The sequence below is a fragment of the Rossellomorea sp. ABR4_012 genome, from assembly GCF_056159545.1.
Genome location: NZ_JBSWVK010000006.1, coordinates 18,417 through 40,894 on the forward strand (window position 1 = coordinate 18,417; position 22,478 = coordinate 40,894).

At 40.9% G+C, this 22,478-nt stretch carries 24 protein-coding genes and 2 pseudogenes; 21 read left to right on the plus strand and 5 right to left on the minus strand.

Translation table 11 applies throughout. From position 1 onward, the window contains the following. Nucleotides 1-71 precede the first annotated feature (71 nt). Entirely contained in the window at nucleotides 72-1,481 is a 1,410-nt protein-coding gene (locus ACXAFV_RS19870) for a sodium:solute symporter family protein (protein ID WP_475129018.1), read from the plus strand. A 313-nt stretch (nucleotides 1,482-1,794) separates the two neighbouring features. Then, complete coding sequence (locus tag ACXAFV_RS19875) at nucleotides 1,795-1,965, plus strand: hypothetical protein (RefSeq protein ID WP_475129020.1); 171 nt, start codon at nucleotides 1,795-1,797, stop codon at nucleotides 1,963-1,965. 503 nt (nucleotides 1,966-2,468) lie between these two features. Here ACXAFV_RS19875 and ACXAFV_RS19880 read toward each other — a convergent pair. Beyond that, complete coding sequence (locus ACXAFV_RS19880; protein ID WP_475129023.1) at nucleotides 2,469-3,092, minus strand: class I SAM-dependent methyltransferase; 624 nt, start codon at nucleotides 3,090-3,092, stop codon at nucleotides 2,469-2,471. A gap of 112 nt (nucleotides 3,093-3,204) precedes the next feature. On the opposite strand from ACXAFV_RS19880, the gene ACXAFV_RS19885 reads away from it, so the two are divergent. The 6 genes from ACXAFV_RS19885 to ACXAFV_RS19910 all read left to right on the plus strand — a co-directional run bounded on the left by ACXAFV_RS19885 (nucleotide 3,205) and on the right by ACXAFV_RS19910 (nucleotide 6,852). Continuing rightward, nucleotides 3,205-4,089 carry a LysR family transcriptional regulator gene (locus ACXAFV_RS19885; RefSeq protein WP_475129025.1) on the plus strand — a complete coding sequence of 295 codons (885 nt, stop codon included), beginning with the start codon at nucleotides 3,205-3,207 and terminating at the stop codon, nucleotides 4,087-4,089. An 87-nt stretch (nucleotides 4,090-4,176) separates the two neighbouring features. Then, nucleotides 4,177-4,380 carry a helix-turn-helix transcriptional regulator gene (locus ACXAFV_RS19890; protein ID WP_475129026.1) on the plus strand — a complete coding sequence of 68 codons (204 nt, stop codon included), beginning with the start codon at nucleotides 4,177-4,179 and terminating at the stop codon, nucleotides 4,378-4,380. Next, nucleotides 4,377-4,754 carry a DUF2178 domain-containing protein gene (locus ACXAFV_RS19895; RefSeq protein WP_475129027.1) on the plus strand — a complete coding sequence of 126 codons (378 nt, stop codon included), beginning with the start codon at nucleotides 4,377-4,379 and terminating at the stop codon, nucleotides 4,752-4,754. Before ACXAFV_RS19890 ends, ACXAFV_RS19895 begins: the two co-directional genes overlap by 4 nt. Before the next feature lie 21 nt (nucleotides 4,755-4,775). After that, nucleotides 4,776-5,099: a hypothetical protein gene (locus ACXAFV_RS19900; protein ID WP_475129028.1), complete on the plus strand. Its 324-nt coding sequence runs from the start codon at nucleotides 4,776-4,778 to the stop codon at nucleotides 5,097-5,099. Nucleotides 5,100-5,351: 252 nt separating this feature from the next. After that, nucleotides 5,352-5,759 (plus strand): DUF4181 domain-containing protein, encoded by a 408-nt coding sequence (locus ACXAFV_RS19905; protein ID WP_475129029.1) that lies wholly within the window; start codon nucleotides 5,352-5,354, stop codon nucleotides 5,757-5,759. A 208-nt stretch (nucleotides 5,760-5,967) separates the two neighbouring features. Continuing rightward, nucleotides 5,968-6,852, plus strand: a complete 885-nt coding sequence (locus ACXAFV_RS19910) for a GNAT family N-acetyltransferase (protein WP_475129030.1) — start codon at nucleotides 5,968-5,970, stop codon at nucleotides 6,850-6,852. 357 nt (nucleotides 6,853-7,209) lie between these two features. On the opposite strand, the gene ACXAFV_RS19915 is transcribed toward ACXAFV_RS19910, so the two are convergent. Continuing rightward, nucleotides 7,210-8,322: a hypothetical protein gene (locus tag ACXAFV_RS19915; protein WP_475129031.1), complete on the minus strand. Its 1,113-nt coding sequence runs from the start codon at nucleotides 8,320-8,322 to the stop codon at nucleotides 7,210-7,212. Between the two features lie 234 nt (nucleotides 8,323-8,556). Here ACXAFV_RS19915 and dnaN point away from each other — a divergent pair, with 234 nt between their 5' ends. Then, the gene (gene dnaN / locus ACXAFV_RS19920; RefSeq protein WP_475129032.1) at nucleotides 8,557-9,687 is read left to right on the plus strand and encodes a DNA polymerase III subunit beta; all 1,131 of its coding nucleotides are present in this window, start codon (nucleotides 8,557-8,559) and stop codon (nucleotides 9,685-9,687) included. A 64-nt stretch (nucleotides 9,688-9,751) separates the two neighbouring features. Then, a complete protein-coding gene (locus ACXAFV_RS19925; protein WP_475129033.1) occupies nucleotides 9,752-10,414 on the plus strand; it encodes an AraC family transcriptional regulator in 663 nt (220 codons plus the stop codon). 513 nt (nucleotides 10,415-10,927) lie between these two features. Here ACXAFV_RS19925 and ACXAFV_RS19930 read toward each other — a convergent pair. Next, nucleotides 10,928-11,338: a VOC family protein gene (locus ACXAFV_RS19930; RefSeq protein WP_475129035.1), complete on the minus strand. Its 411-nt coding sequence runs from the start codon at nucleotides 11,336-11,338 to the stop codon at nucleotides 10,928-10,930. Nucleotides 11,339-11,616: 278 nt separating this feature from the next. Between ACXAFV_RS19930 and ACXAFV_RS19935 the strand changes: the two genes are divergently transcribed. The 4 genes and pseudogenes from ACXAFV_RS19935 to ACXAFV_RS19950 all read left to right on the plus strand — a co-directional run bounded on the left by ACXAFV_RS19935 (nucleotide 11,617) and on the right by ACXAFV_RS19950 (nucleotide 15,710). Beyond that, nucleotides 11,617-12,528, plus strand: coding sequence for an ABC transporter ATP-binding protein (locus tag ACXAFV_RS19935; RefSeq protein ID WP_475129036.1), 912 nt, complete (start codon nucleotides 11,617-11,619; stop codon nucleotides 12,526-12,528). 17 nt (nucleotides 12,529-12,545) lie between these two features. Next, the gene (locus tag ACXAFV_RS19940; protein ID WP_475129037.1) at nucleotides 12,546-13,289 is read left to right on the plus strand and encodes an ABC transporter permease; all 744 of its coding nucleotides are present in this window, start codon (nucleotides 12,546-12,548) and stop codon (nucleotides 13,287-13,289) included. Between the two features lie 575 nt (nucleotides 13,290-13,864). Continuing rightward, the gene (locus ACXAFV_RS19945; protein WP_475129038.1) at nucleotides 13,865-14,677 is read left to right on the plus strand and encodes an LURP-one-related/scramblase family protein; all 813 of its coding nucleotides are present in this window, start codon (nucleotides 13,865-13,867) and stop codon (nucleotides 14,675-14,677) included. Between the two features lie 327 nt (nucleotides 14,678-15,004). After that, nucleotides 15,005-15,710: pseudogene (locus ACXAFV_RS19950) on the plus strand (M48 family metallopeptidase). 296 nt (nucleotides 15,711-16,006) lie between these two features. On the opposite strand, the gene ACXAFV_RS19955 reads toward ACXAFV_RS19950, so the two are convergent. Next, the gene (locus tag ACXAFV_RS19955) at nucleotides 16,007-16,285 is read right to left on the minus strand and encodes an ABC transporter (RefSeq protein WP_475129039.1); all 279 of its coding nucleotides are present in this window, start codon (nucleotides 16,283-16,285) and stop codon (nucleotides 16,007-16,009) included. Nucleotides 16,286-16,573: 288 nt separating this feature from the next. On the opposite strand from ACXAFV_RS19955, the gene ACXAFV_RS19960 reads away from it, so the two are divergent. The 3 genes from ACXAFV_RS19960 to ACXAFV_RS19970 all read left to right on the plus strand — a co-directional run bounded on the left by ACXAFV_RS19960 (nucleotide 16,574) and on the right by ACXAFV_RS19970 (nucleotide 18,664). Then, nucleotides 16,574-16,945, plus strand: a complete 372-nt coding sequence (locus tag ACXAFV_RS19960) for a VOC family protein (protein WP_475129040.1) — start codon at nucleotides 16,574-16,576, stop codon at nucleotides 16,943-16,945. Between the two features lie 188 nt (nucleotides 16,946-17,133). After that, entirely contained in the window at nucleotides 17,134-17,985 is an 852-nt protein-coding gene (locus ACXAFV_RS19965) for a DUF2785 domain-containing protein (RefSeq protein ID WP_475129041.1), read from the plus strand. 181 nt (nucleotides 17,986-18,166) lie between these two features. Then, nucleotides 18,167-18,664, plus strand: a complete 498-nt coding sequence (locus ACXAFV_RS19970) for a fasciclin domain-containing protein (RefSeq protein ID WP_475129042.1) — start codon at nucleotides 18,167-18,169, stop codon at nucleotides 18,662-18,664. 54 nt (nucleotides 18,665-18,718) lie between these two features. On the opposite strand, the gene ACXAFV_RS19975 is transcribed toward ACXAFV_RS19970, so the two are convergent. Then, complete coding sequence (locus tag ACXAFV_RS19975) at nucleotides 18,719-19,384, minus strand: peroxiredoxin-like family protein (RefSeq protein ID WP_475129043.1); 666 nt, start codon at nucleotides 19,382-19,384, stop codon at nucleotides 18,719-18,721. A gap of 462 nt (nucleotides 19,385-19,846) precedes the next feature. On the opposite strand from ACXAFV_RS19975, the gene ACXAFV_RS19980 reads away from it, so the two are divergent. The 4 genes and pseudogenes from ACXAFV_RS19980 to ACXAFV_RS19995 all read left to right on the plus strand — a co-directional run bounded on the left by ACXAFV_RS19980 (nucleotide 19,847) and on the right by ACXAFV_RS19995 (nucleotide 22,477). Beyond that, entirely contained in the window at nucleotides 19,847-20,335 is a 489-nt protein-coding gene (locus ACXAFV_RS19980) for a GyrI-like domain-containing protein (RefSeq protein ID WP_475129045.1), read from the plus strand. Further along, nucleotides 20,332-20,850 carry a GNAT family N-acetyltransferase gene (locus ACXAFV_RS19985; RefSeq protein WP_475129046.1) on the plus strand — a complete coding sequence of 173 codons (519 nt, stop codon included), beginning with the start codon at nucleotides 20,332-20,334 and terminating at the stop codon, nucleotides 20,848-20,850. Before ACXAFV_RS19980 ends, ACXAFV_RS19985 begins: the two co-directional genes overlap by 4 nt. 95 nt (nucleotides 20,851-20,945) lie before the next feature. After that, nucleotides 20,946-21,692, plus strand: a pseudogene (locus ACXAFV_RS19990) (phosphotransferase family protein). 164 nt (nucleotides 21,693-21,856) lie between these two features. Then, nucleotides 21,857-22,477, plus strand: coding sequence for a TetR/AcrR family transcriptional regulator (locus tag ACXAFV_RS19995; RefSeq protein ID WP_475129048.1), 621 nt, complete (start codon nucleotides 21,857-21,859; stop codon nucleotides 22,475-22,477). Nucleotide 22,478: the final 1 nt, after the last annotated feature.

The window sequence follows — 22,478 nt, forward strand, 5'->3', positions numbered from 1 at the left end:
AATCGACGTTGCAACGTAAAAATGTAATGGTATAAAAGGTAGCAAAAAAATGAGGAGATGAGAGAAAAGAAATGGAAATTCAATCAAATCCACAATTATTATGGTTTATTGGTATATATGCAGTATTGATGGTTGGTATCGGCATTTATATGTCTAAAAAAGTGTCAAATTCAAAGGACTTTATCCTTGCGGGTAAAAGTTTAGGTCCGTTCGTGTTAATGGGTACATTGTTAGCGACGTGGACCGGAAGCGGAAGTATTTCCGGCGGAGAGACGTCCATGGCTTACAGCTATGGTGTTGTTCCCTCGTTACTATTAATGATCCCTACACTAGTAGGAATCGGAATTTTATATTTTGTTGCGCCGAAAATTCGAGCGTTTGGTAAGTATACAGTATCAGGTATCCTAGAAGAAAAATACGGTAAGCATTCAAGAAACTTAGCAAGTGTCATCATCATCCTGGCGTATGTTGGTATTGTCAGTTATCAAATGAAAGGGTTTGGATTCATTTTGAATCTGACGACAGGGATGAGTGTAGAGACAGGTACTATGATAGGTGCCGCTTTGATCATTTTCTTAGCCATGATTGGCGGACTTCGTTCTGTATCTCAAACGGACGCATTAAGTGGCTTTTTAATGGTTGGCGGCTTGATCATTACCGTGCCAACAATTTTTATTATTGCTGGCGGATGGAGTGAAATCGTTTCAAATGTACCCCAAACGCATATGTCAGCAACGGGAGAACTATCAACGATTCAATTAATGGGGTATTTGCTGCCTTCATTATTCTTACTACTTGGTGACCAGAACATGTATCAGCGTTTAGCTGCATCAAAGGGAGATAAGTCTGCGAAGAAGGCTCAAATCGGTTGGCTAATCGCTATGTTATTGATTTCACCTGCGATTTCATTAATCGCTTTTGCATCACGTTCACTATTCCCTAACATCGACCCGGGAATGGCTCTAATGGCCACAACGGTTGTCATGCCATTGGCAGTCGGTGGAATCTTAGTTGCAGCTGCAGCATCATTTATTATCACGACAGGGAATTCATACCTCTTGTCAGCAGCAACTAATTTATCATACGACATCTACAAAAATTATATCAATCCGAATGCCACAGAAGAAAAGCAGCTAAATATGACGAAAGCATTTATTGTCATGCTGGGTGTTATGGCGTTTGTCATCATCAGTTACTTCCCAAGCGTACTAAGTGTCCAAATGTATGCTTACACGGTGTATGGAGCAGGAATCACACCAGCCGTACTGGCGGTATTCTTCTGGAAACGTGTAACGAAAATCGGAGGTCTTTCCTCAATGGTAACTGGTGTAGCAACAACCCTGATTTGGGAAGTTGTTCTCCAAAAACCATTTGAATTAAACAGTGTTGTCATCGCAGTACCTGCTGCCATCATTGTTCTGATTGTCGCAACGCTTCTTACAAAAAATGATGAGAAGATGACATTAGAGAAAACAGCATAAATCGGTGGAGTAAGTATTCCACAGACGATTACTCTAAATGCGTGTAAGACTTTAAATTAATGTAGTTGAGAAAACCTAAGATAAAAGAGGCTGTCCCCAGAGGTGCTTACCTTTTGGTGGACACGCTCTTTTTTTTGCTTTTTTTGTAGGGGGACTAGGTCCTGTGGTCCTTTTGTCGACTGAATCATTCTTTTTGAAATGTTCCACACATTCGTCTAGCCAAATCTGAATATAAGCTAAGACTGATAATGTGTATTTCAATGGAATATGGAGAATGATAAATAAGAATAAACGACTGAAGGGATGAGTGACTTTGAATTATAAAAGCGAATTGCAAGAAGCTCAGGATATTATCCATAAAGCACATCTTCATTTGAAGCAAGTAAATTCAAACAGTAGTGAAGCTGAAGGTTGTCGTTTTGCTATAGACGAACTTGAGAAAGCACAACAGAAAATCCAGCAGGTTCAACAAGAGATCCATTAGTGATCAAATGGCTTGGGAGTCCTCCCCAAGCCATTTCTTATTCTTAAGTTTGCTGTTCTGAAAAGTATGCTGTTTTAGTGTATGAAATATGTAAGTGGATAGTTGTTTGGGATACCGGATGCTTGTATTGAAGATCACTTACTAATATATTTACTACTTGTAAGGTGGGCAAGGCCATAGGCGGATATAGATGTAAAGAAAATTCGACATCTGGCTCGAATATCTTACAAAGTGGCGCAATAAACAGGATTTCGGCGCAATTCTCCGGGAAGCGGCGCAATTATTAGGATTCTGGCGCAATTACTCCAAAAGCGGTCCAATTAAATCTCATAAATTCATATTCTTGGTTTCAGGATCCCTTCGCGGTTCGTTTGAGGCAATTAATTTAGTAGAATTTAGCATAATGAATCAAAAAAATGAAAAAAGCCGCTCTTGTAACTTAAAAATATCAAATTTTGTTAAGTTAAGGTTCTTTCTAAAAAATGTGCCGCTGGGGGAGAACATCATTTAACCCCAAAAACTCCAACTGTATGATACCCCCGTGAAACCGGACCGCCCAATACCTGGATCTCTCTGAACTTTAATCGTTCCATAACCGGGATCAGTTTACATTGGAGCATACGTTTTATCGAATTCCAGTCTTCTCCGTTTTTTCCATCGCAAAGTGTAATCATGAGGGTGCCTCCAGGCGTTAGTACCCTGTGTATTTCCTCAAAAGATCTGATTAGGTCCTCCCAAAAATAAACCGAGTGAATACAGAACACTGTTGAAAACTGCTCATCAGTGAAGGGCAGTTCTTCAACACTGCCGTGGACTAATGTCATCTGCTTCTGTCTGAGTTCTTTTCTGTTGCGAATTGCAGCGGAATGGAGAAGGGTCTTGGATATATCTAATCCGGTGATATGGTAACCACCGTTTAGCGAGGCAATATGTTTTAATGCAAGCCCCGCACCACATCCAATCTCGAGGATCTGTTCATTTTTCTGAAGGCGCAGGTTTTGAATTGTCCACATCGTCTCTAGTTTATGCTGCCTGACCATTTTCTCCCCGATCAACCAGCCGAGCACTCCTGTGGGCCGGCTATACTGGGTGTCCAGTATGCTTTGGAATTTTGTTTTCAGTTTCATAAAAAACCTCCTATTGTTTCTGTATTTCCACTATAATTTTCTTATATCTATTAAACAATCTGATATCAGTTATAGTTACTATTAAATTTTTTTATAGTAGGGAGGGTGTATTGTGGAAATCAATCAGCTAATCGCATTTGAACTGGTTGCGAGGCTCGGGTCCTACAGCAAAGCTTCGAGATATCTGGATGTGTCTCAGCCTACGATCAGTTTGCGGATAAAAGAATTAGAGAAAGATATAGGGGGATTTCTTTTTGTCAGAGCCGGTAGACAAATGCAGCTGACGGATTTAGGAAAAGGGTTCCTTCCCTATGCCAGGCAGGCACTCGACGTATTACACAAAGGGAAAGAAAGAGCTTTATCCATAAAAGAAGGCAAAAGAGGGGAAATCACGATTGGTACCCTTCCGACTTTTTCAACCGGTCTTTTTACCTCGGTAGTAAGGGAAATGTACACCGTTTTTCCAGATATCGACATAACCATCCATACAGGTCATAACCAACAGATCATCGACATGCTTTATGACGGGTTTGTCAAACTGGGGATGATCACGTCCCCGTTTTTTAATAAAGACCTGAAGAAGCTTCATACGATAAAAGAACCCCTGGTCTTCGTTGCCCATCGTGACCACCCATTAGACGGGATGATGAGTTATGGGGTAGAGGATATTTTCGCAAACAGTGAACCATACATCATGACGGATTGGAGTGAGGAGAGCAAGCATTGGCAAAGGGCGAATATGTCCTTTGGCAGGAAGTCACTCGAAATGCCGCCGGCCACAGCACTGGAATTCGTCCATCATGGACAGGGAACAGCGCTGCTAACAGAGTCAATGGTGAGGGATCTCATTGAAAAAGGGACACTGGTGAAACTCGAGCCAAATGATATGCCTTTATTCTATAGAGAGATCGCCTTGGTGAGCCTGGACCGTGAACAGTCCCTGCCCCCAGCCGCTCAGCGGTTTTTGAAAACAGTAAGGGGAGGGTCATGGGGATAAAACCGGTGGTCCAGACCTTTATTGACTATCTACAAGATGTAAAGTAAACTGTACGTAAAGTTAACTTTACACGAAGAAGGTGAATGGATGAAAAATAAGATAAAAGAACTGCGGGCTGACAGAAGGATGACCCAGGATCAGCTGGCGGCCCGCCTGGATGTTTCGAGACAAACCATTATCTCGCTGGAAAGAGAACGATATAATCCATCCATTAATCTGGCCTTCAAGATTGCGCGTGTTTTTCAGTGCAGCATCGAAGATATTTTTATTTATGAGGAGGACAACGAATGAAGAACAAAAAAACGGTTTTTTTGATTCTGGGTTTCATCTTGTTGTTGAATGCGTGTCTTGTCAACTGGGCTTACATATCCGCAGGGAAGTTCCCGGAAGGCCTTATGACCGTTGCGATTACCATCATGAGCTTTTGCATGGCCTACTTATCCGATCACTTTGCCGCGAAGGATGAACGCGCTCAGAAAATAAGGGAACGGGGCGTATTCGTCAGTTACTTCTGGATGCTCGGCATCATCATCATCCTGATGGCCCTGGTTAATCCTTATGTGGGACCCGTACAACTTTCTGCATATCATTTATTGCTCCTGATTGCTTCCCTCTATATATCAGTCGTGTTCCTGAATATGGTTTATTATGCGAGGAAATATTGATGCAAGATAGGGGGAAGAAATTTGTCTGATATCAAATGGCATATTTTGATTGATGCGATTGCTGCTATTGTCATCGCCATCAGTTTCTTCTTTACGGACCATCTTATGGTGATCAGGGTTGCTTTACTGATATTTGCAGCAGCGGATGTGATCATGATGGTATATCGGCAAAAAATGATAAAAAGTGTTTTCTTTATTGTTTCTGCTATCTTTCTATTATCCATTGTCATTTCGGGTTTACCTGATATCTACTTGATCATATTCGGAATCGTATTGGTCACTGCTTCCTATAGGACGTTATTTGAAAAATATAAGGAAACTAAAAAGCCCCAGGCAAGTTCTTAATGAACCCTGAGGCTTTCTTCTTGAGTTCATCCATCAAATAGATGAAGCTCGTTCAATCCATTTTAGGTCTAAGCTGGCCAAGTCAAACATCCGTACTTTTTAAGGAAAATGGAAATAGGGACTTATCCAGGACCAGGATGGGTAAGTCTCTTTTCATAAAAAATCCCTTGTCTCTGTGATAGATATTTGAAATAATTGGAAGGAGTCTACGGTGTAATAAACAACTTTTTTGCCAGTAACAGGGGGAATTAGATGCTTTGGTGGATAAAATTCAGCATCATTGTTGTCGGTATTTTAATACTTACATCATTCATTAAGTTGATGTTAAGGAAGTTATTAAAAATAGAAAAACTAAAAAAAGACTGGTTTTCCTATAATCATATAAATGACCTGCATGGCAAAATTGATAAATGGATAAGGATTACTACAACAGTCACTCTTATTGGTTTTAGCTGGGCTCTGTTGTTCTACAATGAAGACCACGTGTACTTATTCTTGATCGGTGTGGTCTTTTTCATGATAGTGGATTATGGAGTAAGAGCATTTTTTGAATGGAAACATAGTGAATACCCAAAACAAGCGATATTGACGATGGCTGAGTTGTTGATCTTGGTAATGGCAATTTTCATGGTATTTCAAATGGGGTTGCTAGGTACTTGATTGGGAGAGTTCCAATATAGGGAGACACGGTTGGATTTGTACCCATCCAATGACTCTTTTAGAAAAACTCATAGAAACTATGAATTTTTTTATGAAAGAGGTACATGATGGAATTTTAATCTGTCAGGGCAGAGAGATTCCTGTGAATACACTAGATGTACGATTGTTTAATGGTATTCAAGGAATGGAGAAAAAGAGGAGGGATAACATGAGCATTTCCATACACTCACCAGTCAATGCAGAAAAGCTCGCATTATTTATTGAGAAAATAAATACGAGACATTCAAGCCATGTGGGCTATTGTGGGGAAGAAAAAGAAGAAATCTTAGATACCCTTTTGAACGATTTTTCTGATATCAAACTTGAGGATTCATTCATTGTTGCGTACCGGGATGACAGGATTGTGGGAGCAGTTGGGTTTGATTTTGATCTTGAGGAGAAAACTGCAGAGGTTTGGGGCCCTTTTATTGATGAAGGCGAAGATTGGCAAGATGTTGCCGATTCATTATGGGAACAATCCTTGGTGATGCTCGGTAAGTATGAAATGAGGTACGTCTCTTTTTTCTTAAATCAATTAAACAGGAATTCCATTTACTTCGTTTCATTATTGAATGGTATCCACCTGGGAGAACGTGTTACCTTAAAGGCTTCTAAAGAAACGATTCAATTGCACGGTGTTAGTGGAATATCCCCGTATACCCCTGAACAAAAGGCAGCATTTTTAACGTTACACAAAGAATCCTTCCCTGATACATATTATAGCGGTGAAGATATACTCGACAAACTGAATAATGAAAATCAGTTGCTGACCACCCATGGTGAAAATGGCAAACTCACCGGCTATGTGTATATCGAGGCATCGCGCCAACATGGGGAAGGGAGTATTGAATACATTGCTGTCTCTCCTCATCATCGGAAAACTGGAATCGGTGGTTTACTTGTCCGAGCTGCAGTAAAACGATTATTTGAAATGGGCACTATCCATGAAATATCACTTTGTGTGAGTGTGGAAAATATGAAGGCTATACGTCTGTATACAGCTGCGGGATTTGTGGCGGAGCATGAATTGGTGTTTTATGAGGTTCACTTATAATAATCTTAGGTAAAAGTGGCACGGGCTACCCCGGGGCCGTGGGATAGTCCAAAAATTTATAGAACGAACCATGGTACCCGTGGAAAATTAGGAGGTTAGAGGTGATATGAATGAGTAAGTACTTGCTGTTTTTTGTTGGACTAATCTTAGCATCGATAGGGTATTACTTTGGACTTGAAGAAAATTTGGAAATGGTGACATTCGTTTTTTACCTCTCAGGGGCAATATGTTTTGTTACCCTGGCAGTCATAATGATTAAGGGTCAAAAAGGGAAATGAGTGTAAAGAATGACGAGTTTTTACTTCACCACAGATCAAGTATGGGGACAGTTCAACCGTCCCCATACTTCCTTGGTCATTATTGATAGTTGATGATGGCAGGACTCGGATCCATCTTCAACACTTCCTCAGGCGTCAACACAGGTTCATCTTTATCATAAAAGATCTTGAAGCCGCCATACTGGTTCGGTTCATCACGTATATACTTTCGGTACAGGGTCTGCTTGTCCGCAGCTGCTCCCCAGCCGTCAAAATTGATGGCGACTTCTACGTTGTCTGTCGGTTGGATTGCCTCTTTATGCGTCAATACGTGACCTGTGAATTGGTGGACGAGGACCATTTTATCCGGCAGGTTGTTTTTTTCTGTAAGCTCCGATACATAGTTGACGGCCTCCTGGATTTCCCTTCCGTCCACTTGCCCCAGATCCTCGCCTGGTTTCTCTCCTTCAGCGACGTGGAATTCGGTATCGATTGCCAGATGGACCTGCGGGTGTTTCAGCCATTTCTCCACCATTTTCACCTGATTCATGACCGAGTCCGTTCCGAGTTGGATATCGAGGATCACGAGCGCGTCATGCTTCTCTGCAAGCTCCACATATGTTTCAATATTCTTTTCCGATGTCATCTGCACATAATCCCCGTCCGGACCCGGCTCATTCTGTGCCATCGTCGTGATTAACTCAATCGTCGGCACCGCAGGACGCTCGGGATCAGCGTCGGAATAGGCCTGTGTCTGTTCCTTCAGCTTCTTCATAAATTCTTCCGGCTCCATCGTGCCCAGAATTCCCATATTCTCTGACTGTGGAGTACCGTAGAAAGTGACCAGCCGATGATCCTTTAATGGTCCATCGGAGGGATCTTCTTTCCCTTTAGCCAAGGTTTCCCCTGCAGGAACCGATCGTTCCAGACTCTTATCCTGTCCCTCTTGATCAGACTCTTGCTGCTCCTCTTTTGACAGGCGCTCCTTCAGAGGCACAGCTTCTTCAGAAGGTTTCAGCGCTGTAAAAGGGTGTTCGGGTTCTTTGTTTTTCGTATCTTTCGTTTTCTCAATCTTTTCTTGTTTCTTTGCCAGATCTAACTTGTCCTGTTCTGAAGACGTCACTTCCTTTCCGGTCTTCTCTGACGTTGAAGAATTCGAGCACGCCCCCAGTATCAGAAGTCCAGCTGCAAACATCAGCGATATTTTCTTCACTACTGCACATCCTTTCTTTTGCAGAAGAATATGGAGGACTTTATCACATTTTCCTTTACAAGAAACCTATGTAAACAGAATGATAGAAAATCGTAATGGAAAAATCGGTGGCGGACCTCGATGAAAAGAACACAGCAGACAGCAGAAGAAAAAGGAGGAAGTTTTCCAGTAAAGGAATATTAGTGAATTTTGTCGAATGTTTTAAGTAGCAACGAAAATGAGGTGGACTTTTTAATGGAATGTAAGATTAATAGTGAAACGTTCAATAAAGCAATAACAGACGTTCAAAAGGCCGTATCTTCAAAAACACCTTTTCCCATTTTGTCGGGGATTAAGATGACTGCAGCGGAAGATTGCTTGATCCTTATCGGAAGCAACTCGGATATCATCATTGAAAAAATGATTCCCTTGACGATCGATGGCGAGAAGGTATTAGAGGTAAAGGAAACGGGCAGTGTTGTAATACATGCAAAATATGTAAGTGAAATAGTGAAGAAATTACCAGATAATATTGAAATAAAAGTAAACGAGAAACACGTGGCTACTTTGAAATCAGCTGAAATTGTTACTAAACTCAATGGCTTTCATTCTGCAGAATACCCGAGCCTTCCTCAAATAGACGAAGCCCATCACATAAGAATTCTTGGTACTGAATTAATGGAGCTGATTAAACAGACAGCTTTTGCAGTATCAAAAAGTGAAGTCAGACCCGTTTTGACAGGGGTCCACTTGTCATTCCAACAAGGCCGTCTGACGTGTGCTGCAACGAATTCCCACCGTCTGGCATTAAGAGAAATGACAATTGACTCAAATATTACAGGTTCATTCATTGTCCTAAGTTCAAGCCTAAATGAGCTGATGAAATTGATCCATCATGAGACGGGATTCATCGATATTTATGTAACAGATCGATATATGGTTTTTAAGTCGGATACTGCCTCTCTTTATTCACGATTGATCGAGGGGAATTATCCAAACGTTTCAGGCTTGATCCCAAAAGACCCGAAGACGATCATGACTCTTGAAACAAAGAGATTTTTAAAAGGGGTCGATCGAGCCTGTCTTTTTGCAAGTGAATGGAAGAATAACAATGTGCACTTGGAAATCAAAGACGGGACGAAATTAAAGATTTCTTCCAACTCTTCAGAAATAGGGCGGATAGAAGAAACACAAACGATAAAGAACATTGAGGGTGAGCTGGATTTAAGCATCTCACTTGATGGGAATTTTCTGATGGAAGCTTTAAAGACAATAAAAGAGGAAGAAATCAGGTTTAGTTTCGGTGGTTCGATGAAACCCGTATTAATCGAGCCTGTTGAAAACTCATCTTGTCTGCATCTCATTTCGCCAGTGCGGTCATATTAGCATCGGAAGGAGGACATGCTCGAACGAAGTCAACATATATGTAAATAGAACAGGAGGAATCAATGTGATTGGAACAAGAACAGTACATATTTTAAATGGAACAGAAATGTATAACAATTTCAAAGAAAAACAATTTCTTGAACCCGACTTGATGATTCCCTTTAACGAGGCCATGTGTTATGGGGGTGCTCACGAGGATATATTTTCCGATGAATTCACGCAAATACGTGCGAACGTTCATCATGTAACGCCGGCACAATATGCTGACGTCACCCTGCTGCCATTGCAGCCTCTTTTTAGTGAAGATTTTGATCGCATAACACTATGGTTTGATGAGGATATGTTCTGTCAAATCAATCTTCTCACCATACTTGCTTGGTTAGACCAAACAGATAATAAAGGTTCAATCGACCTCCAGCTTGTCGGTGATGATTTTCAGCCTGTAAGCCATTACAACCTAAAGGCAAAAGGATATGATCCACTTTACAAACACGTTCTAATTCATAAAACGACCCCTCAGGAAGTTCAACCAAGCCCATTAAAGAAGGGGATTGACCTTTATCTGAATTATTTAAAGAAAGATAGTGATCTAATGTTGTATATTCAGAAGCACCAAGACGTCCCGATTAAGGAGCTCGTACCTGCCCTAATCCAAAATTTCAAAGACCTTGGCTTGGGAGATACACAATACGTTGAAATCATACAATCTTATCGTCAAAATCGTTGACAGATTATTGGGATAGAAGGTAAAGTATCTAAGCAATCAGGCATATCTCTTGGTTAGTTACCTGAACTTGGCACTCCAATTATCGAGTTAGATCCACACTCCCAGTTTAGAATGATTATCAAAAGATCATATATTTCGAAAATGGATCGTATTTTCCTTAACAAGATCATAAATACAGAAAACGGCGCGTATTTTTTGTCGAATGGATCATAAATTCAGAAAATGGATCATAACTCGTTACCAAGTGCATCTTCAACCCGAAATAACTGTGTTGTGTTTAAGAAAAACTGGACGTAAGTCAAGAAATGGATTAAAATAATCAACTTTTTACAGCAACCATGAAGAAATCATCAAAAAGGGCAGGTTCCCCCAAATCAGGGAGCCTGCCCTTCTATATGTCCTCAACGGGTCAAGGTCCTTTAACCCGTATTTCAGCCTGATCATTTATGATGACATTTTCATCAGAAGAAATTATTTGAAAGGACTTCCTTTAAAGATGAATAGCCAGAATCATCACGGATAATCACAATACTCAATAATCGTCCCTTCTGTATCAGCCGGATTTAAATATATCAATCGCCGGCCGTGTTTGTTAGTGCGGAGACTATCCTCTAATACGCGAATTCCCTGATCCTTCAGTTCTGCCAAAGCAGCATCAAGGTCATCCACACGATAGGCAACATGATGAACACCTTTTCCTTTTTGCTTAATGAAACGGGCAATCGGTGATGTCACATTATTGGTCGGTGCAAGCAATTCAGTCCTGGCCCCGTCTACGTCCATAATTGCGATTTCGCTCTCGACGCCTTTCGCATCGCTTCTGTAACGGTCGATCAGGGTAGCGCCGAGTACATTTTCGTAAAATTGAATAGTGTCATTTATATTTCTGACAGCAATGCCAATATGATCTAAAGTCTTTTTCATGGTCATTCTCCTAGTCTGATTGTGTATTCTTTATCTTAACATAATTTATTTCTGACGAATAAGGGGGGCTCTCGATGTTGCCAAATTGAAATTGAACGGCCCAATCATTATAAACCGGTTCTTTTTAGGTTTGTTTTTTGTTAAAGCCGACTCCTCATAATAAGAAGGTCTGTGTATCAACCTTCAGAATTAAATGAAACTTTTACCAAAATAGATTCGTATATTCATTTAAATAAAATATATTAGTAGAAGATCAAGTGATGAAAGGGGTGTTTTGAGTGATTGAAGTTGTCAACGTAAGTAAGCGGTATGGTGTGATACAAGCATTGGATGGGATTCATATTACGATTGAAGAAGGAAGTTGTTTCGGCCTTGTTGGACCCAATGGAGCTGGAAAGTCGACTTTGATGAAGATGCTGTCTGGTGTGTTGCAAAGCTTTGAGGGGGATATCATGGTCCACGGTGATTCAGTCGTTAAGGATCGGCTGAAGGTGAAACGGAGGATTGGTTACATACCACAGGATATTTGTCTGGAAGAAACGCTTACTGCAAGAGAAAATCTGACTTACTTCGGGAGTCTATACGGTTTGAAAGGGAAGGATTTAAAGCGCAGGTCGGAAGAAGTATTAGAGCAGATCGGGTTGAAGGAACGGGGGAAAGACAAGGTGTTGACGTTTTCAGGGGGGATGAAACGGAGGCTCAATATTGGTTGTGCCTTGCTCCATAATCCTTCGATTGTCATCATGGATGAACCTACTGTCGGAATCGATCCACAATCGAGAAATTCGATTTTCTCCATCATCAATCAATTAAAAGCAGACGGCAGTACAATCATCTATTCGAGTCACTATATGGAGGAAGTGGAGCAATTATGTGACAGTATCGGACTAATTGATAAAGGGAAGCTCGTAGAATGCGGGAAGATGGGTGAACTGCTTCATAAACACAACAAACCGTCTTTATTTGTTTCGGGGGACCATCTGGATCGGGATATGCTTTCCACTCACGGTCATGTTGAGCCAAAAGGGGATGGGTTTTTATTGGAAAGTGAAACACCACTTGCTGCACTCCAAGGTTTGATCGAAGAGTTTCGCCTTCATAATATCGAACCGCGAAGGCTGGAGCTTTATCATCCAAAGCTTGAAGATATTTTCTTCAACTTGACAGGAACACAGCTCCGAGATTCATAGAAAGGGAGGGAACGCCGATGTGGTCCATTGCACGGACAGAATTAAAGAAGAATATTCAAGATAAGGGATTATGGTTCTGGACCTTTATCTTACCCATTGTCTTCATGGTCGCTTTTGTTGCCATTTTTTCAGGGGATGAGAATACAAGTTATAAAGAAGTCGTGACTCAAATCATACCTGGCTACACGATCATGTTCGCATTCTATATCATGATTAGCATGGTGGTCGTATTTGTAAAGGATAGGGATAAAGGGATGGTCGCGCGGATTGCCAGCACCCCTCTTCCGATCAAAGACTATTTTATTGGCAAGTGGATTCCCTTTATGGTCATTGTATTGATTCAAATTTCTGTATTATTCGGCTTCGGTGTCATTGTTTACGATCTTCCTTTAGGAGACCCGGCTGCACTCATAGTCCTGTCGATCATGCTGGCTTTTATCGTTTCCGGTTGGGGGATGGCCCTCTCCGTTCTTGTCAAAACTGAGAATATGGGAATCGCTCTGACCCAGATCATTGCACTGGGAGGCGCGATGCTTGGGGGATTGTGGCTTCCTGTCGAACTGATGCCGGACTTCATGCAGACCATCAGTAAAGCAATTCCTCAGTACTGGGCAATCGAAGGGTACAAAGAAATCATCCTTCGAAATGGAACCACTGGAGATATTCTATTCAACGTCATGATTTTATTTATCGCAGGTCTGGCAGGCGGAATCATTGCCTATGCTGCGTATCCCCGGTTTCTTCGTTTTTCAAAAAGTTGAACAAAAATTGTCCTTGGCTTAGTTGGTTGGAATATTTTAGAACATGAATTTTTCTTGCCATGGGCTTGGCAGAACTTTCAGCAGAAAAGCGGATGTACCGTCTTTTCATTTTCTACAAAACTGCTGTAAAAAAGCACCTGCCAACAAGGGATAGGTGCTTTTTAAATGGTTAAAGAGAAATTGGAACCGATTCCGACCATCTATCGTATATCTATTAACTAATTTCTATATACTGGAAGGTGGTCGACCTATCCATGAAAAGCAATCCCTCACCATCAGGGCAATCCTGCTGCTCACTCTTTCTGCCTGTTCAGAACAAAAAAATATTAAAGTGTTACATATCGAAGATCTTCCTGCACAAGAATCAGTGGAATTCTCATATGAAAACCAGAACTTTAATATTATCCCATTTTTTCAGGACAGGGTGGTCATCTTATCATGCCGGACTATTTGGAGAATCCGGATTAAAGTTGAAAGAGTGGACGGGACGAACGCAGCGGACATTCTTCAGGATAGCTTGTATAAGGAGTTTTTAGGAGATTCATAGTAAAATATATGAAAAAGGAGAATCAAACATGATCGCCAGCATGTATAAACGGAGAGAAAAGCTTGCCTATATCGTATTCGCTGCCCTTATGTTGATAGCTGGAGGGTTCATCGCCTATACCACACCTGAGTCGACAGAGCAGTGGCTGGAGGGTGTGGCGCTGCTCTTACCGGCTATGATGATGCTCGGAATTGCATTTGCAAGCCGCAGTAAATACAACAAGGTAAAGGCTGCGGACATTTCAGAATCGATTGTCAGCATCACCGATCTGGATCACCTTGTGATTAAGAAGGATGCTGGCTGGCTGCCGAGATTACTTGCGTTTGAAAAAAATGGCAGTTTCATTGGCGCTTTTCATATTAAAAAGATTCCCTGGTGGGCGTACCCTTTCATTTTCTATCAGTCTTCTTTATTGACATTTTTCCCGTTTGAACTTCATTTCACCTCATGTAAAGGAGAGGTCTTATTTTCCTGCAGGAGAAAGGGTTTCAAACAAAGCGTGGTCGAAATCTCCGGCCCAGATGGTAAGACTGTTGGATCATACATACAGGAAGAGTTCAAAAGCATGGTCAACATTGTGGGAGAGTTGAAAGATACCCGTGGTGAAACACTTCTGGAGGTGAAAAGCTCCGGCTTTACGGGGGATTTCACCCTTCATGATTCACAAGGGCATTTATGGGCAAGATTTTACCACGGCCTGTTCCCGCACGAATATACCAACATCTTTCGCGACGTCTATAATGATATCGTAGACATATCAGATCAACTTCCGGAGAATCAGAAGGTCCTTTTATTGGGGATGGTAGGATATCTTTTTTTGAACCGGAACAGCCGGGGGTAGTGGCATGAGGACGAAATGTTGAAAGGGGATAACGGCTCCAACAGCGGAGTTCTATACAGGTTACTGCATACTATCTTCAAAGGAAACTTTTTGTAATCTATTATAAGATTGCCACTTTGGGGAGTGTCAAAATTTCTTCTGCAGTTTTTTTATATCGGTTTTTAGATATAATTGAACGTACAAAACTTTTCACTTACGAGTATATTGGGAACCTGGACGAAGGTCTATGCAACCTATATAGACAAGCCGTGGGCAATCGATCTAGATCTACACTGCATTTCACAAAAGTTTTAATTACAAAATATAGGGGATAAAATGATGAAGGACATGACCCACACTTATTCAAGCGAGACACTTCGTTTTAATCAAATACAAAAACCGCACATCCATCGGGATTTATCTCGACAGCTTTGGAATGATAGAAGTTCATGCACCTAAAGGGACTCCGGATGAAACGGTGCTTAGGTTACTGGAAGAAAGATGGGGTATGATTCAGCAGAAAATAAAAGAGAACGAGCAAAGGATGACGGGCCCGCAGGAGAAGGTCTATGCTCATGGGGAACCGTTCCTGTATCTTGGAAAAACATACCCCATAAGAATCGATCAACATTCCTCGATCATCCAAGACCATGTAGTGTTTGATGGAGAAACACTGCTTATCTATGTAAGGGAGTTTGAGGATGGGAAAATTAAGCAAGCTCTAAGTCGTTTCTATTATCAGCAGTGTAAAGCTTTAGTAGAGAAAAGCATCTCGATTCATCAGAGCAGATTTAAAAGAAAACCGCGATCCGTTCGTATTTCTGACAGTAAAACCACGTGGGGGACATGTGACTCAAGAAGGCATCTGACCTTTAATTGGAGATTGGCGATGGCCCCTCAGGAAGTCATCGAGTACGTCGTTGTTCATGAAATGTGCCATATGGTTCACTTGAACCACGATCGATCCTTTTGGCGGCTTGTTGGGAAAATAATGCCCGATTATCAGGAAAAAGAGAGGTGGCTTGCGTTTTCCAGCTGGAAGATGACGGTTTAGTTAATAGAGTGATTAAGCTTTCATGATGGGACATGATCTCATTTTTTAGTGGCTTCATTGTCGTAATCGCTCGTACTACTACGATTTAATAGATTTGATAGTTAATAATATATATAGGATCTGGAAAAAGTGTGTATGTAAAGAAAATAGAAGTAAGCTGAAGTAAATGTCAGGTGCCCGCCCCTCACTGTTTTTTCTTTAACGCAGTGAGGGACGGGCACCTGAAAAAACAATTAGAGTGGTACGTCAGTTACTGGAGTGTGACAAGCTATCTAGCATTATGCTAGTATGATCCATTAGCAGTCACCGCCGCCACCGCCGCCGCCTCTTCTTCTTCCGAAACAGCAGTGCCAAATTTTCTTGAATAGGCAGAATCCGAATAGCACAATTGCTAAGAATCCTACTACCCCAATGAATATTGCTACAAAATCAGCAAATCCGCCGGTAAGTCCGATCAATGCAAATGCGTCTGTAATTACTTCTAAAGCCGCAAGCAGGAACCAGATCAATCCAGTCAGCACTCCAAGGAAAATATCGAAAACGCTGCAAGAACATTTTCTGTGGTTAGAAACCATAAAGCTCACCTCCTGTTAATGAATTTCTTGTTCACCAATATAGTATGCTGGGGCTTGTCAGCTTGTTTATTGAATACGAAAAAGAGGCTAAAAACACGGGGAACAGGTTGCAATCCCTCTTTGTCATTAAAAGTGGGCTAAGCACCCCTAAGTAATCTTAAATGTGGTTGATGGAATAGGCTTAAGCACTAATTGAGGGAATTTTAAAAATATTGGTGTTTTCTCCCATTCAATCGTGTACACTTGAATTACAGTTTATCTGAATTTTCAATATCAGGAGGAGAAGAAATGGATCTAGGAGCATTCTCGGTAAGTCTTAATGTAAAAGATATACATAAATCCAAAGAGTTTTATGAAAATCTTGGATTTAAAACTCTAGGGGGAGACATTTCCCAGAACTGGCTGATTTTGAAGAATGGCAGTCATATCATTGGATTATTCCAGGGGATGTTTGAAAAGAACATTCTTACATTCAATCCCGGCTGGGATCAAAATGCTGAAAATCTTGAATCTTTTACGGATGTCAGAGACCTTCAGAAAGAGATTAAGGCGAAAGGAATAAAACTATTGACTGAAGCAGATGAAACGAGTGAGGGGCCTGGAAGCCTGATGATTGAAGATCCGGATGGGAATCCTATTTTGATTGATCAGCATAGATGATATACACACACCACCACTCTTTCAAAGAAGCTTTTCTCTACTGAGAAATAGCTTCTTTTTAATCTTTCATTCATTTCATGCTGTCTCTCTGTTGGACCAAGTAATTGGTACAACCATTATTGTGTATTGACCGGTAAAAGAAGCGAAATCATTCTGATTAATAGAATTAGAAAAATAGGAGGAAGTCTATGAATCTGCAATTAAGTAAAGATATCTTGAACGAAAGTGAATTGAAATGTATGTTAACGGCAATTAAATCAGGTGAAAGAAGCTGGTCGGAAGTAGATAGACTTTCAATTGTAAAGTCAATGATCACCCATATTGGTAGTGTCGATGCTGAACTCAGAGACCAGTTGATTTACAACTGTTTTTATCAATTGATCATTGAACAGAACCAACTGGAAACGGAAGTCTTAATCAATTTATTGGAAATTAGTTTAAATGACCGATTATTTATGGGGATTGGTGAAAACGGAACGGATACCGTTTTTACAAGAGCCTTCACTACACTTTTGATTGCTCTAATTTTATATAGGGACAACAAGGATCATTTCCTTGAAAAGAGTCAAATTGGTTTAGTGAAAGGTCATTTGATTCAGTATATGAACAATGAGAGGGATTTGAGGGGATATGTTCCTGGGAAAGGCTGGGCCCATAGTATTGCACATGTCGCTGACACCTTTGATGAACTTGTGAAAAATCCAAAGCTGGATAAGGGGTTTTTTCATGAAATCCTTCTATCATTATGGAATAAGATGTTGGTATCCGAGAGCGTCTATATTCAACAAGAGGATGAAAGAGTGGTTACCCCGATCGTTGAAATGATGAACAATGGCCTGGACGTGCAGGAGGTGGAAGCTTTAATACAAAATATACCATCTGAATTAAAAGCCAGAAATGAACAGTTGGATGCTAAACATTACAGGTTCCTGGTTTTCAATAGCAAGATTTTTTTAAAAAGCTTTTATATGACGATAGATGGAGATACAAGGTATCTTTCAATAAAGAAACGTATTGAAAAATGTATGGAGCAATTATAGGCAGGAAAATCAAACGTGGTCAGATTGATGAATGTAAAACAAAGATAAAAAGGAATTTTGGATAAACATGTAAATTAGACACATACTACCTGTTGGGTAAACGTTTAGAGACTTTGCTGAACGAATTAATAAAGCGAATCTTCTTTCATCGTTTACATCGTTCATTACAGGAGGTAGGATGATGAAAAAGAAACATGTTGCATTGATGTTGGCGGTATTCATGATGTTGATCTCACTTACAAATGGTGTGATGGCCGCTGAAACCAAAGCCCCTGCTGATAAGGATATTGTCGATACAGCTGTAGAAGCAGGACAATTCAAGACGCTGGCCGCTGCTTTGGAAAAAGCCGGCCTGGTTGAGACATTGAAGGGTGAAGGGCCTTATACGGTCTTCGCTCCGACGGATAAAGCGTTTGATAAGCTTCTTAAGAAACTGGGTATCACTGCGGAAGAATTATTAGCGAGGGAGGACTTGAAGGACATTCTGCTGTACCATGTCTTATCGGGGAAAGTACTGTCAACTGATCTGAAAGATGGCATGCAGGCAGAAACCCTTGGGAAGAAACCGGTGACGATCTCACTTGACCCTGTACGCGTCAATAATTCCAATGTCGTCAAAGCGGATATCCAGGCTTCCAACGGTGTCATTCATGTTATTGATGAGGTATTAATTCCATAATAAGAAGAGAAAAAGACTGAATTCTGATGAATTCAGTCTTTTTTTCTGCATTGCTTATTGACCTGTTGACGACAATTTTTTAAGCTCTCCCACTACGTCAGACGGTTCAGCACGATCCTTATAATCTGCTTTGGTATATTCGTATGCAATGGTTCCGTCTTGTTGGACAATGAATGTGGCTGAGACTGGAAGCGTCCACTCATCACTGTCATTTGCTTTTTCCAGGTCCAATCCTCTTTCTTTATAAATTTCAACTAAATAAGGAGGCAATTTGTACACCAGGTTGAAGTCTTCTGCCGTTCTATTCCCTTCATCACTCAGTACCACATAATCCAGCTCATTTTTCTCTTTTGTTGACAGGGAAGCATCAGGTGTTTGCGGGCTGACTGCCACTAGTTCGGCTCCGGCATCATGAATCTCATCAAGTAATTGTTGATATGCTCTTAATTCCATATTGCAATAAGGGCACCAGCCTCCCCGGTAGAAGGTCAGGATGACAGGGCCTTTTTGTAATACTTCTTTGATGTTCACTTCTTTACCAGTTGCATCCGGGAGCGTGAAATATGGGATTTTGTCCCCAGCAGACAACCCTTTCCCGGAGTTTGAATCCTCTAATTCTGCGATTGCCTGACTCATTTTGTTTTGGACCTCGGGTGAAGCTTTCTTTTTAAATGTTGAGATGTACTCTTCATATTGTTCGCGCATGTTGGGATTACCCATTCTCTATCATTCCTTTCACTGGATTATTATAAGTATAAAAGGTTTCTAATTCATATAAAAGTAATTTGTTTAATCGGTTTTTAATGGAGTGCAATGATGGATTTTCAATAGGCTGACATAAAAAAATCGATTTGAACAGACTTCGCCGCGTTCGACTTTAACGACTGGAAGGTGTCAATTAAGATGCTATTCAAAAGTTTTTTGACATGGAAATGGAATGAATGTTGAAGGCGTGGCCATTAATTTAAAGAAATCCCACAAATACCCATTTTTGTGATATAATAATGTTCGGAAAATTCTAAATAAAGTGTTGAGTGAAATGGATAAAATTATGATTTTTATATGCATTTTATTTGTCGGGTCAGCGGGCAATTTGGATTTTACATTGAGGATATCTGTTAATTGTAGTGCAAGGATCTGATCGACTGAATAACATTGAGGTAGCATTAGGAGATGATTTAGATGTCAAAAGAAACAATCAATCAAAAAACGATAAAAACCTTTCAGGAAATTAAGCTCGTCGGCTTTCGTGTCCTGTGTGACGGTGGTAAGTATGTAGAAGAAATTCCTAAAGCAGCTCAATTACTTAAGGAACGTGTCAACGAAGTTAAGCATATCTTGCACAATGGACAGGAAATCGGGGCGTTTGTTGTGGAGGAATCGACTCCGGATGAAGATGGATATTGGATCGGTGTTCAGGTAGGTAAGTATGGTGAGATCCCTGAAGGAATGGTGACGTTGACTATTCCTCCTCAATCTTACGCGTCCATTATGCATCATGGACCGAATGATCAGATAAGGAAGAGCTATGAAGAGCTGCACCGGTGGATTTCCGGACAAGGTCTTGAACGTTGGAATCACGGTTGGAATCTGGAGATATATGATAAGGAGAATGATCCCGGGAATCCTGGTGACGTCAAGGTGGAGCTTCTGGATTCGATTGTTTCATGAGTAAAAGAATAGAGGCGATTGACGTGACATACAGGTTTGAAAAGATGACTCAGCTACAGGCTGAAGATATTGCATACAACTGGCACTATGACGGAAAATACTCATTTTACGACATGGAAGCTGATGAAGAGGACCTTGCTGAATTTTTGGACCCTGAAGAACGGGAAGATAAGGTGTTCGCCGTTTATAAAGGGGAAGAATTCGTTGGTTTTTATAGTGTCAACAAAGTTGCTCCTGCGATTTATGATATAGGACTTGGTATGAGACCGGATTTGACCGGGAGAAGCATGGGAATGGATTTCCTGATTGCAGGGCTGAACTTTGTGAAAGCACGCTTTACACCAGGTAAAATCACATTATCCGTCGCCACATTCAATCAAAGGGCCATCAAGGTCTACAGGAAGATAGGGTTCAAAGAGATAGAAACGTTTATGCAGGAGACGAATGGAGGTACATATGAATTTCTTCGTATGGAATATCCTGCGGGGGAAGCTGATTCGAACGGGTATAAGTGAATCCCATCGGGGGACATGGAAGGACAAAATGTTTTACTTTCTATGTTCCTGATGGTAATCCATTAGGATGCTGCAAGTAGCAAAGGAGAATACAAATGAAGTTGGTAAAACCAATCGCTTCGGGAAATACAGCAAACATTTATCTTCACGAGAACAGAGTGGTGAAATTGTTCGATGACCATTTACCTGATGGGGAAGCTGTATATGAAGCAAAAAAGCAAATGTTGGCCCACTCGTATGGACTTTCTGTACCAGAAATACTGAACGTCACAAAAATAGACGGTAAACAGGCAATCATCATGCAATATATTAAAGGAAAAACGCTAGGAGAACTCGCTTCTGAAGACATGGAAAATGCAGAACAATATATTGGGCTTTCTGTCGAAATCCAAATGCGAATCCATTCAATGAAAGCTGATTCCCTTGAACCCATGAGTGAAAAGTTGACCCGGCAAATTGAATCTGCAAAGGGATTGGGGAAGAAATATAAGATTGTACTGCTTGAATAGTTTATGTCCATGAAATTCGAAAATAGACTTTGCCACGGGGATTTTCATCTGAATAATCTGATTAAATCGGATGACAAAGTCACGATTATCGACTGGACTGATTCCAGCAGCGGTGATATCCGAGCTGACGTATACCGGACCTACCTACTTTATTCACAAGTTTCAGTACAACTCGCCGAACTGTATATGCGGCTCTACTGTCTGAGAAGCGGTCTATCAAAGGAAGAAATACTTGAGTGGGCTCCAATCATAGCAGGAGCGAGATTATCAGAGAACGTTTCTTCTGAAAACAACGAGCGGCTAATCAAAATTGTCAATGAGTACTGTACCTGATCTAAAGGCCCGTCCCAGAGCACGTTAACGCGTTAACGTGCTCTGGGACGGGCCTTTGAATTTGGCCTTTGAATTCGGTATTGACCACGGTGGTCAAAAGGTGTAATATGGAATTGACCAGATTGGTCAATAGTTTGTCCAGCTAAAGGAGGGATCCTTTTATTTTGTTCGAATCATTAAATTTAGATACTGAAAAGGAAGACAGGATCATCAATGCCGCGACGAAGGTATTTGCTGAGAATGGCTACCAACGTGCATCCACGAATGCGATTGTGAAGGAAGCGGGTATTTCAAAGGGCATTCTTTTTCATTATTTTAAAAGCAAGAAAGAGTTATATTTGTCACTGTATGAATATTTATCGGATATGTTTGCTGAGAAGATCTATAAAAAAATCGACTTGGAGGAGCGGGACATATTCGAGATCATCCGAAAGGTTTCTCTCATAAAACTTGAGATGTTTTCGACGTATCCTGATTTGATCAACTTCCTGAATCGTGCATTTCATGAAGATGCGCCGGAAGTGAAAGACGGAATTGAAAAAATAAAGGCATCACTGATTGACAGCAGCTTCACCAAACTATTCAGCAATATCGATGCGACGAAGTTTCGGGAAGGCATTGATGTTGAAAAAGCGATCCAAATTATTTATTGGACGTTCGAAGGTTTTGCGAAACAGCAGCAGGTGAAGGTGAGGACGATGTCGGTGGCAGAAATCGATAAAGAAGAAATCATTGCAGAAATAAACTCTTATACCGAGCTGCTCAAGAAGTCGTTTTATAAATAAA

Excerpts from the sequence above, each read along its gene's own strand:
- ACXAFV_RS19870 (WP_475129018.1), top strand. The coding sequence starts at position 72 with ATGGAAATTCAATCAAATCCACAATTATTATGGTTTATTGGTATATAT.
- ACXAFV_RS19880 (WP_475129023.1), bottom strand. The coding sequence starts at position 3,092 with ATGAAACTGAAAACAAAATTCCAAAGCATACTGGACACCCAGTATAGC.
- ACXAFV_RS19890 (WP_475129026.1), top strand. The coding sequence starts at position 4,177 with ATGAAAAATAAGATAAAAGAACTGCGGGCTGACAGAAGGATGACCCAG.
- ACXAFV_RS19895 (WP_475129027.1), top strand. The coding sequence starts at position 4,377 with ATGAAGAACAAAAAAACGGTTTTTTTGATTCTGGGTTTCATCTTGTTG.
- ACXAFV_RS19905 (WP_475129029.1), top strand. The coding sequence starts at position 5,352 with ATGCTTTGGTGGATAAAATTCAGCATCATTGTTGTCGGTATTTTAATA.
- ACXAFV_RS19910 (WP_475129030.1), top strand. The coding sequence starts at position 5,968 with ATGAGCATTTCCATACACTCACCAGTCAATGCAGAAAAGCTCGCATTA.
- dnaN (WP_475129032.1), top strand. The coding sequence starts at position 8,557 with ATGGAATGTAAGATTAATAGTGAAACGTTCAATAAAGCAATAACAGAC.
- ACXAFV_RS19930 (WP_475129035.1), bottom strand. The coding sequence starts at position 11,338 with ATGAAAAAGACTTTAGATCATATTGGCATTGCTGTCAGAAATATAAAT.
- ACXAFV_RS19940 (WP_475129037.1), top strand. The coding sequence starts at position 12,546 with ATGTGGTCCATTGCACGGACAGAATTAAAGAAGAATATTCAAGATAAG.
- ACXAFV_RS19945 (WP_475129038.1), top strand. The coding sequence starts at position 13,865 with ATGATCGCCAGCATGTATAAACGGAGAGAAAAGCTTGCCTATATCGTA.
- ACXAFV_RS19955 (WP_475129039.1), bottom strand. The coding sequence starts at position 16,285 with ATGGTTTCTAACCACAGAAAATGTTCTTGCAGCGTTTTCGATATTTTC.
- ACXAFV_RS19960 (WP_475129040.1), top strand. The coding sequence starts at position 16,574 with ATGGATCTAGGAGCATTCTCGGTAAGTCTTAATGTAAAAGATATACAT.
- ACXAFV_RS19965 (WP_475129041.1), top strand. The coding sequence starts at position 17,134 with ATGAATCTGCAATTAAGTAAAGATATCTTGAACGAAAGTGAATTGAAA.
- ACXAFV_RS19970 (WP_475129042.1), top strand. The coding sequence starts at position 18,167 with ATGAAAAAGAAACATGTTGCATTGATGTTGGCGGTATTCATGATGTTG.
- ACXAFV_RS19975 (WP_475129043.1), bottom strand. The coding sequence starts at position 19,384 with ATGGGTAATCCCAACATGCGCGAACAATATGAAGAGTACATCTCAACA.
- ACXAFV_RS19980 (WP_475129045.1), top strand. The coding sequence starts at position 19,847 with ATGTCAAAAGAAACAATCAATCAAAAAACGATAAAAACCTTTCAGGAA.
- ACXAFV_RS19985 (WP_475129046.1), top strand. The coding sequence starts at position 20,332 with ATGAGTAAAAGAATAGAGGCGATTGACGTGACATACAGGTTTGAAAAG.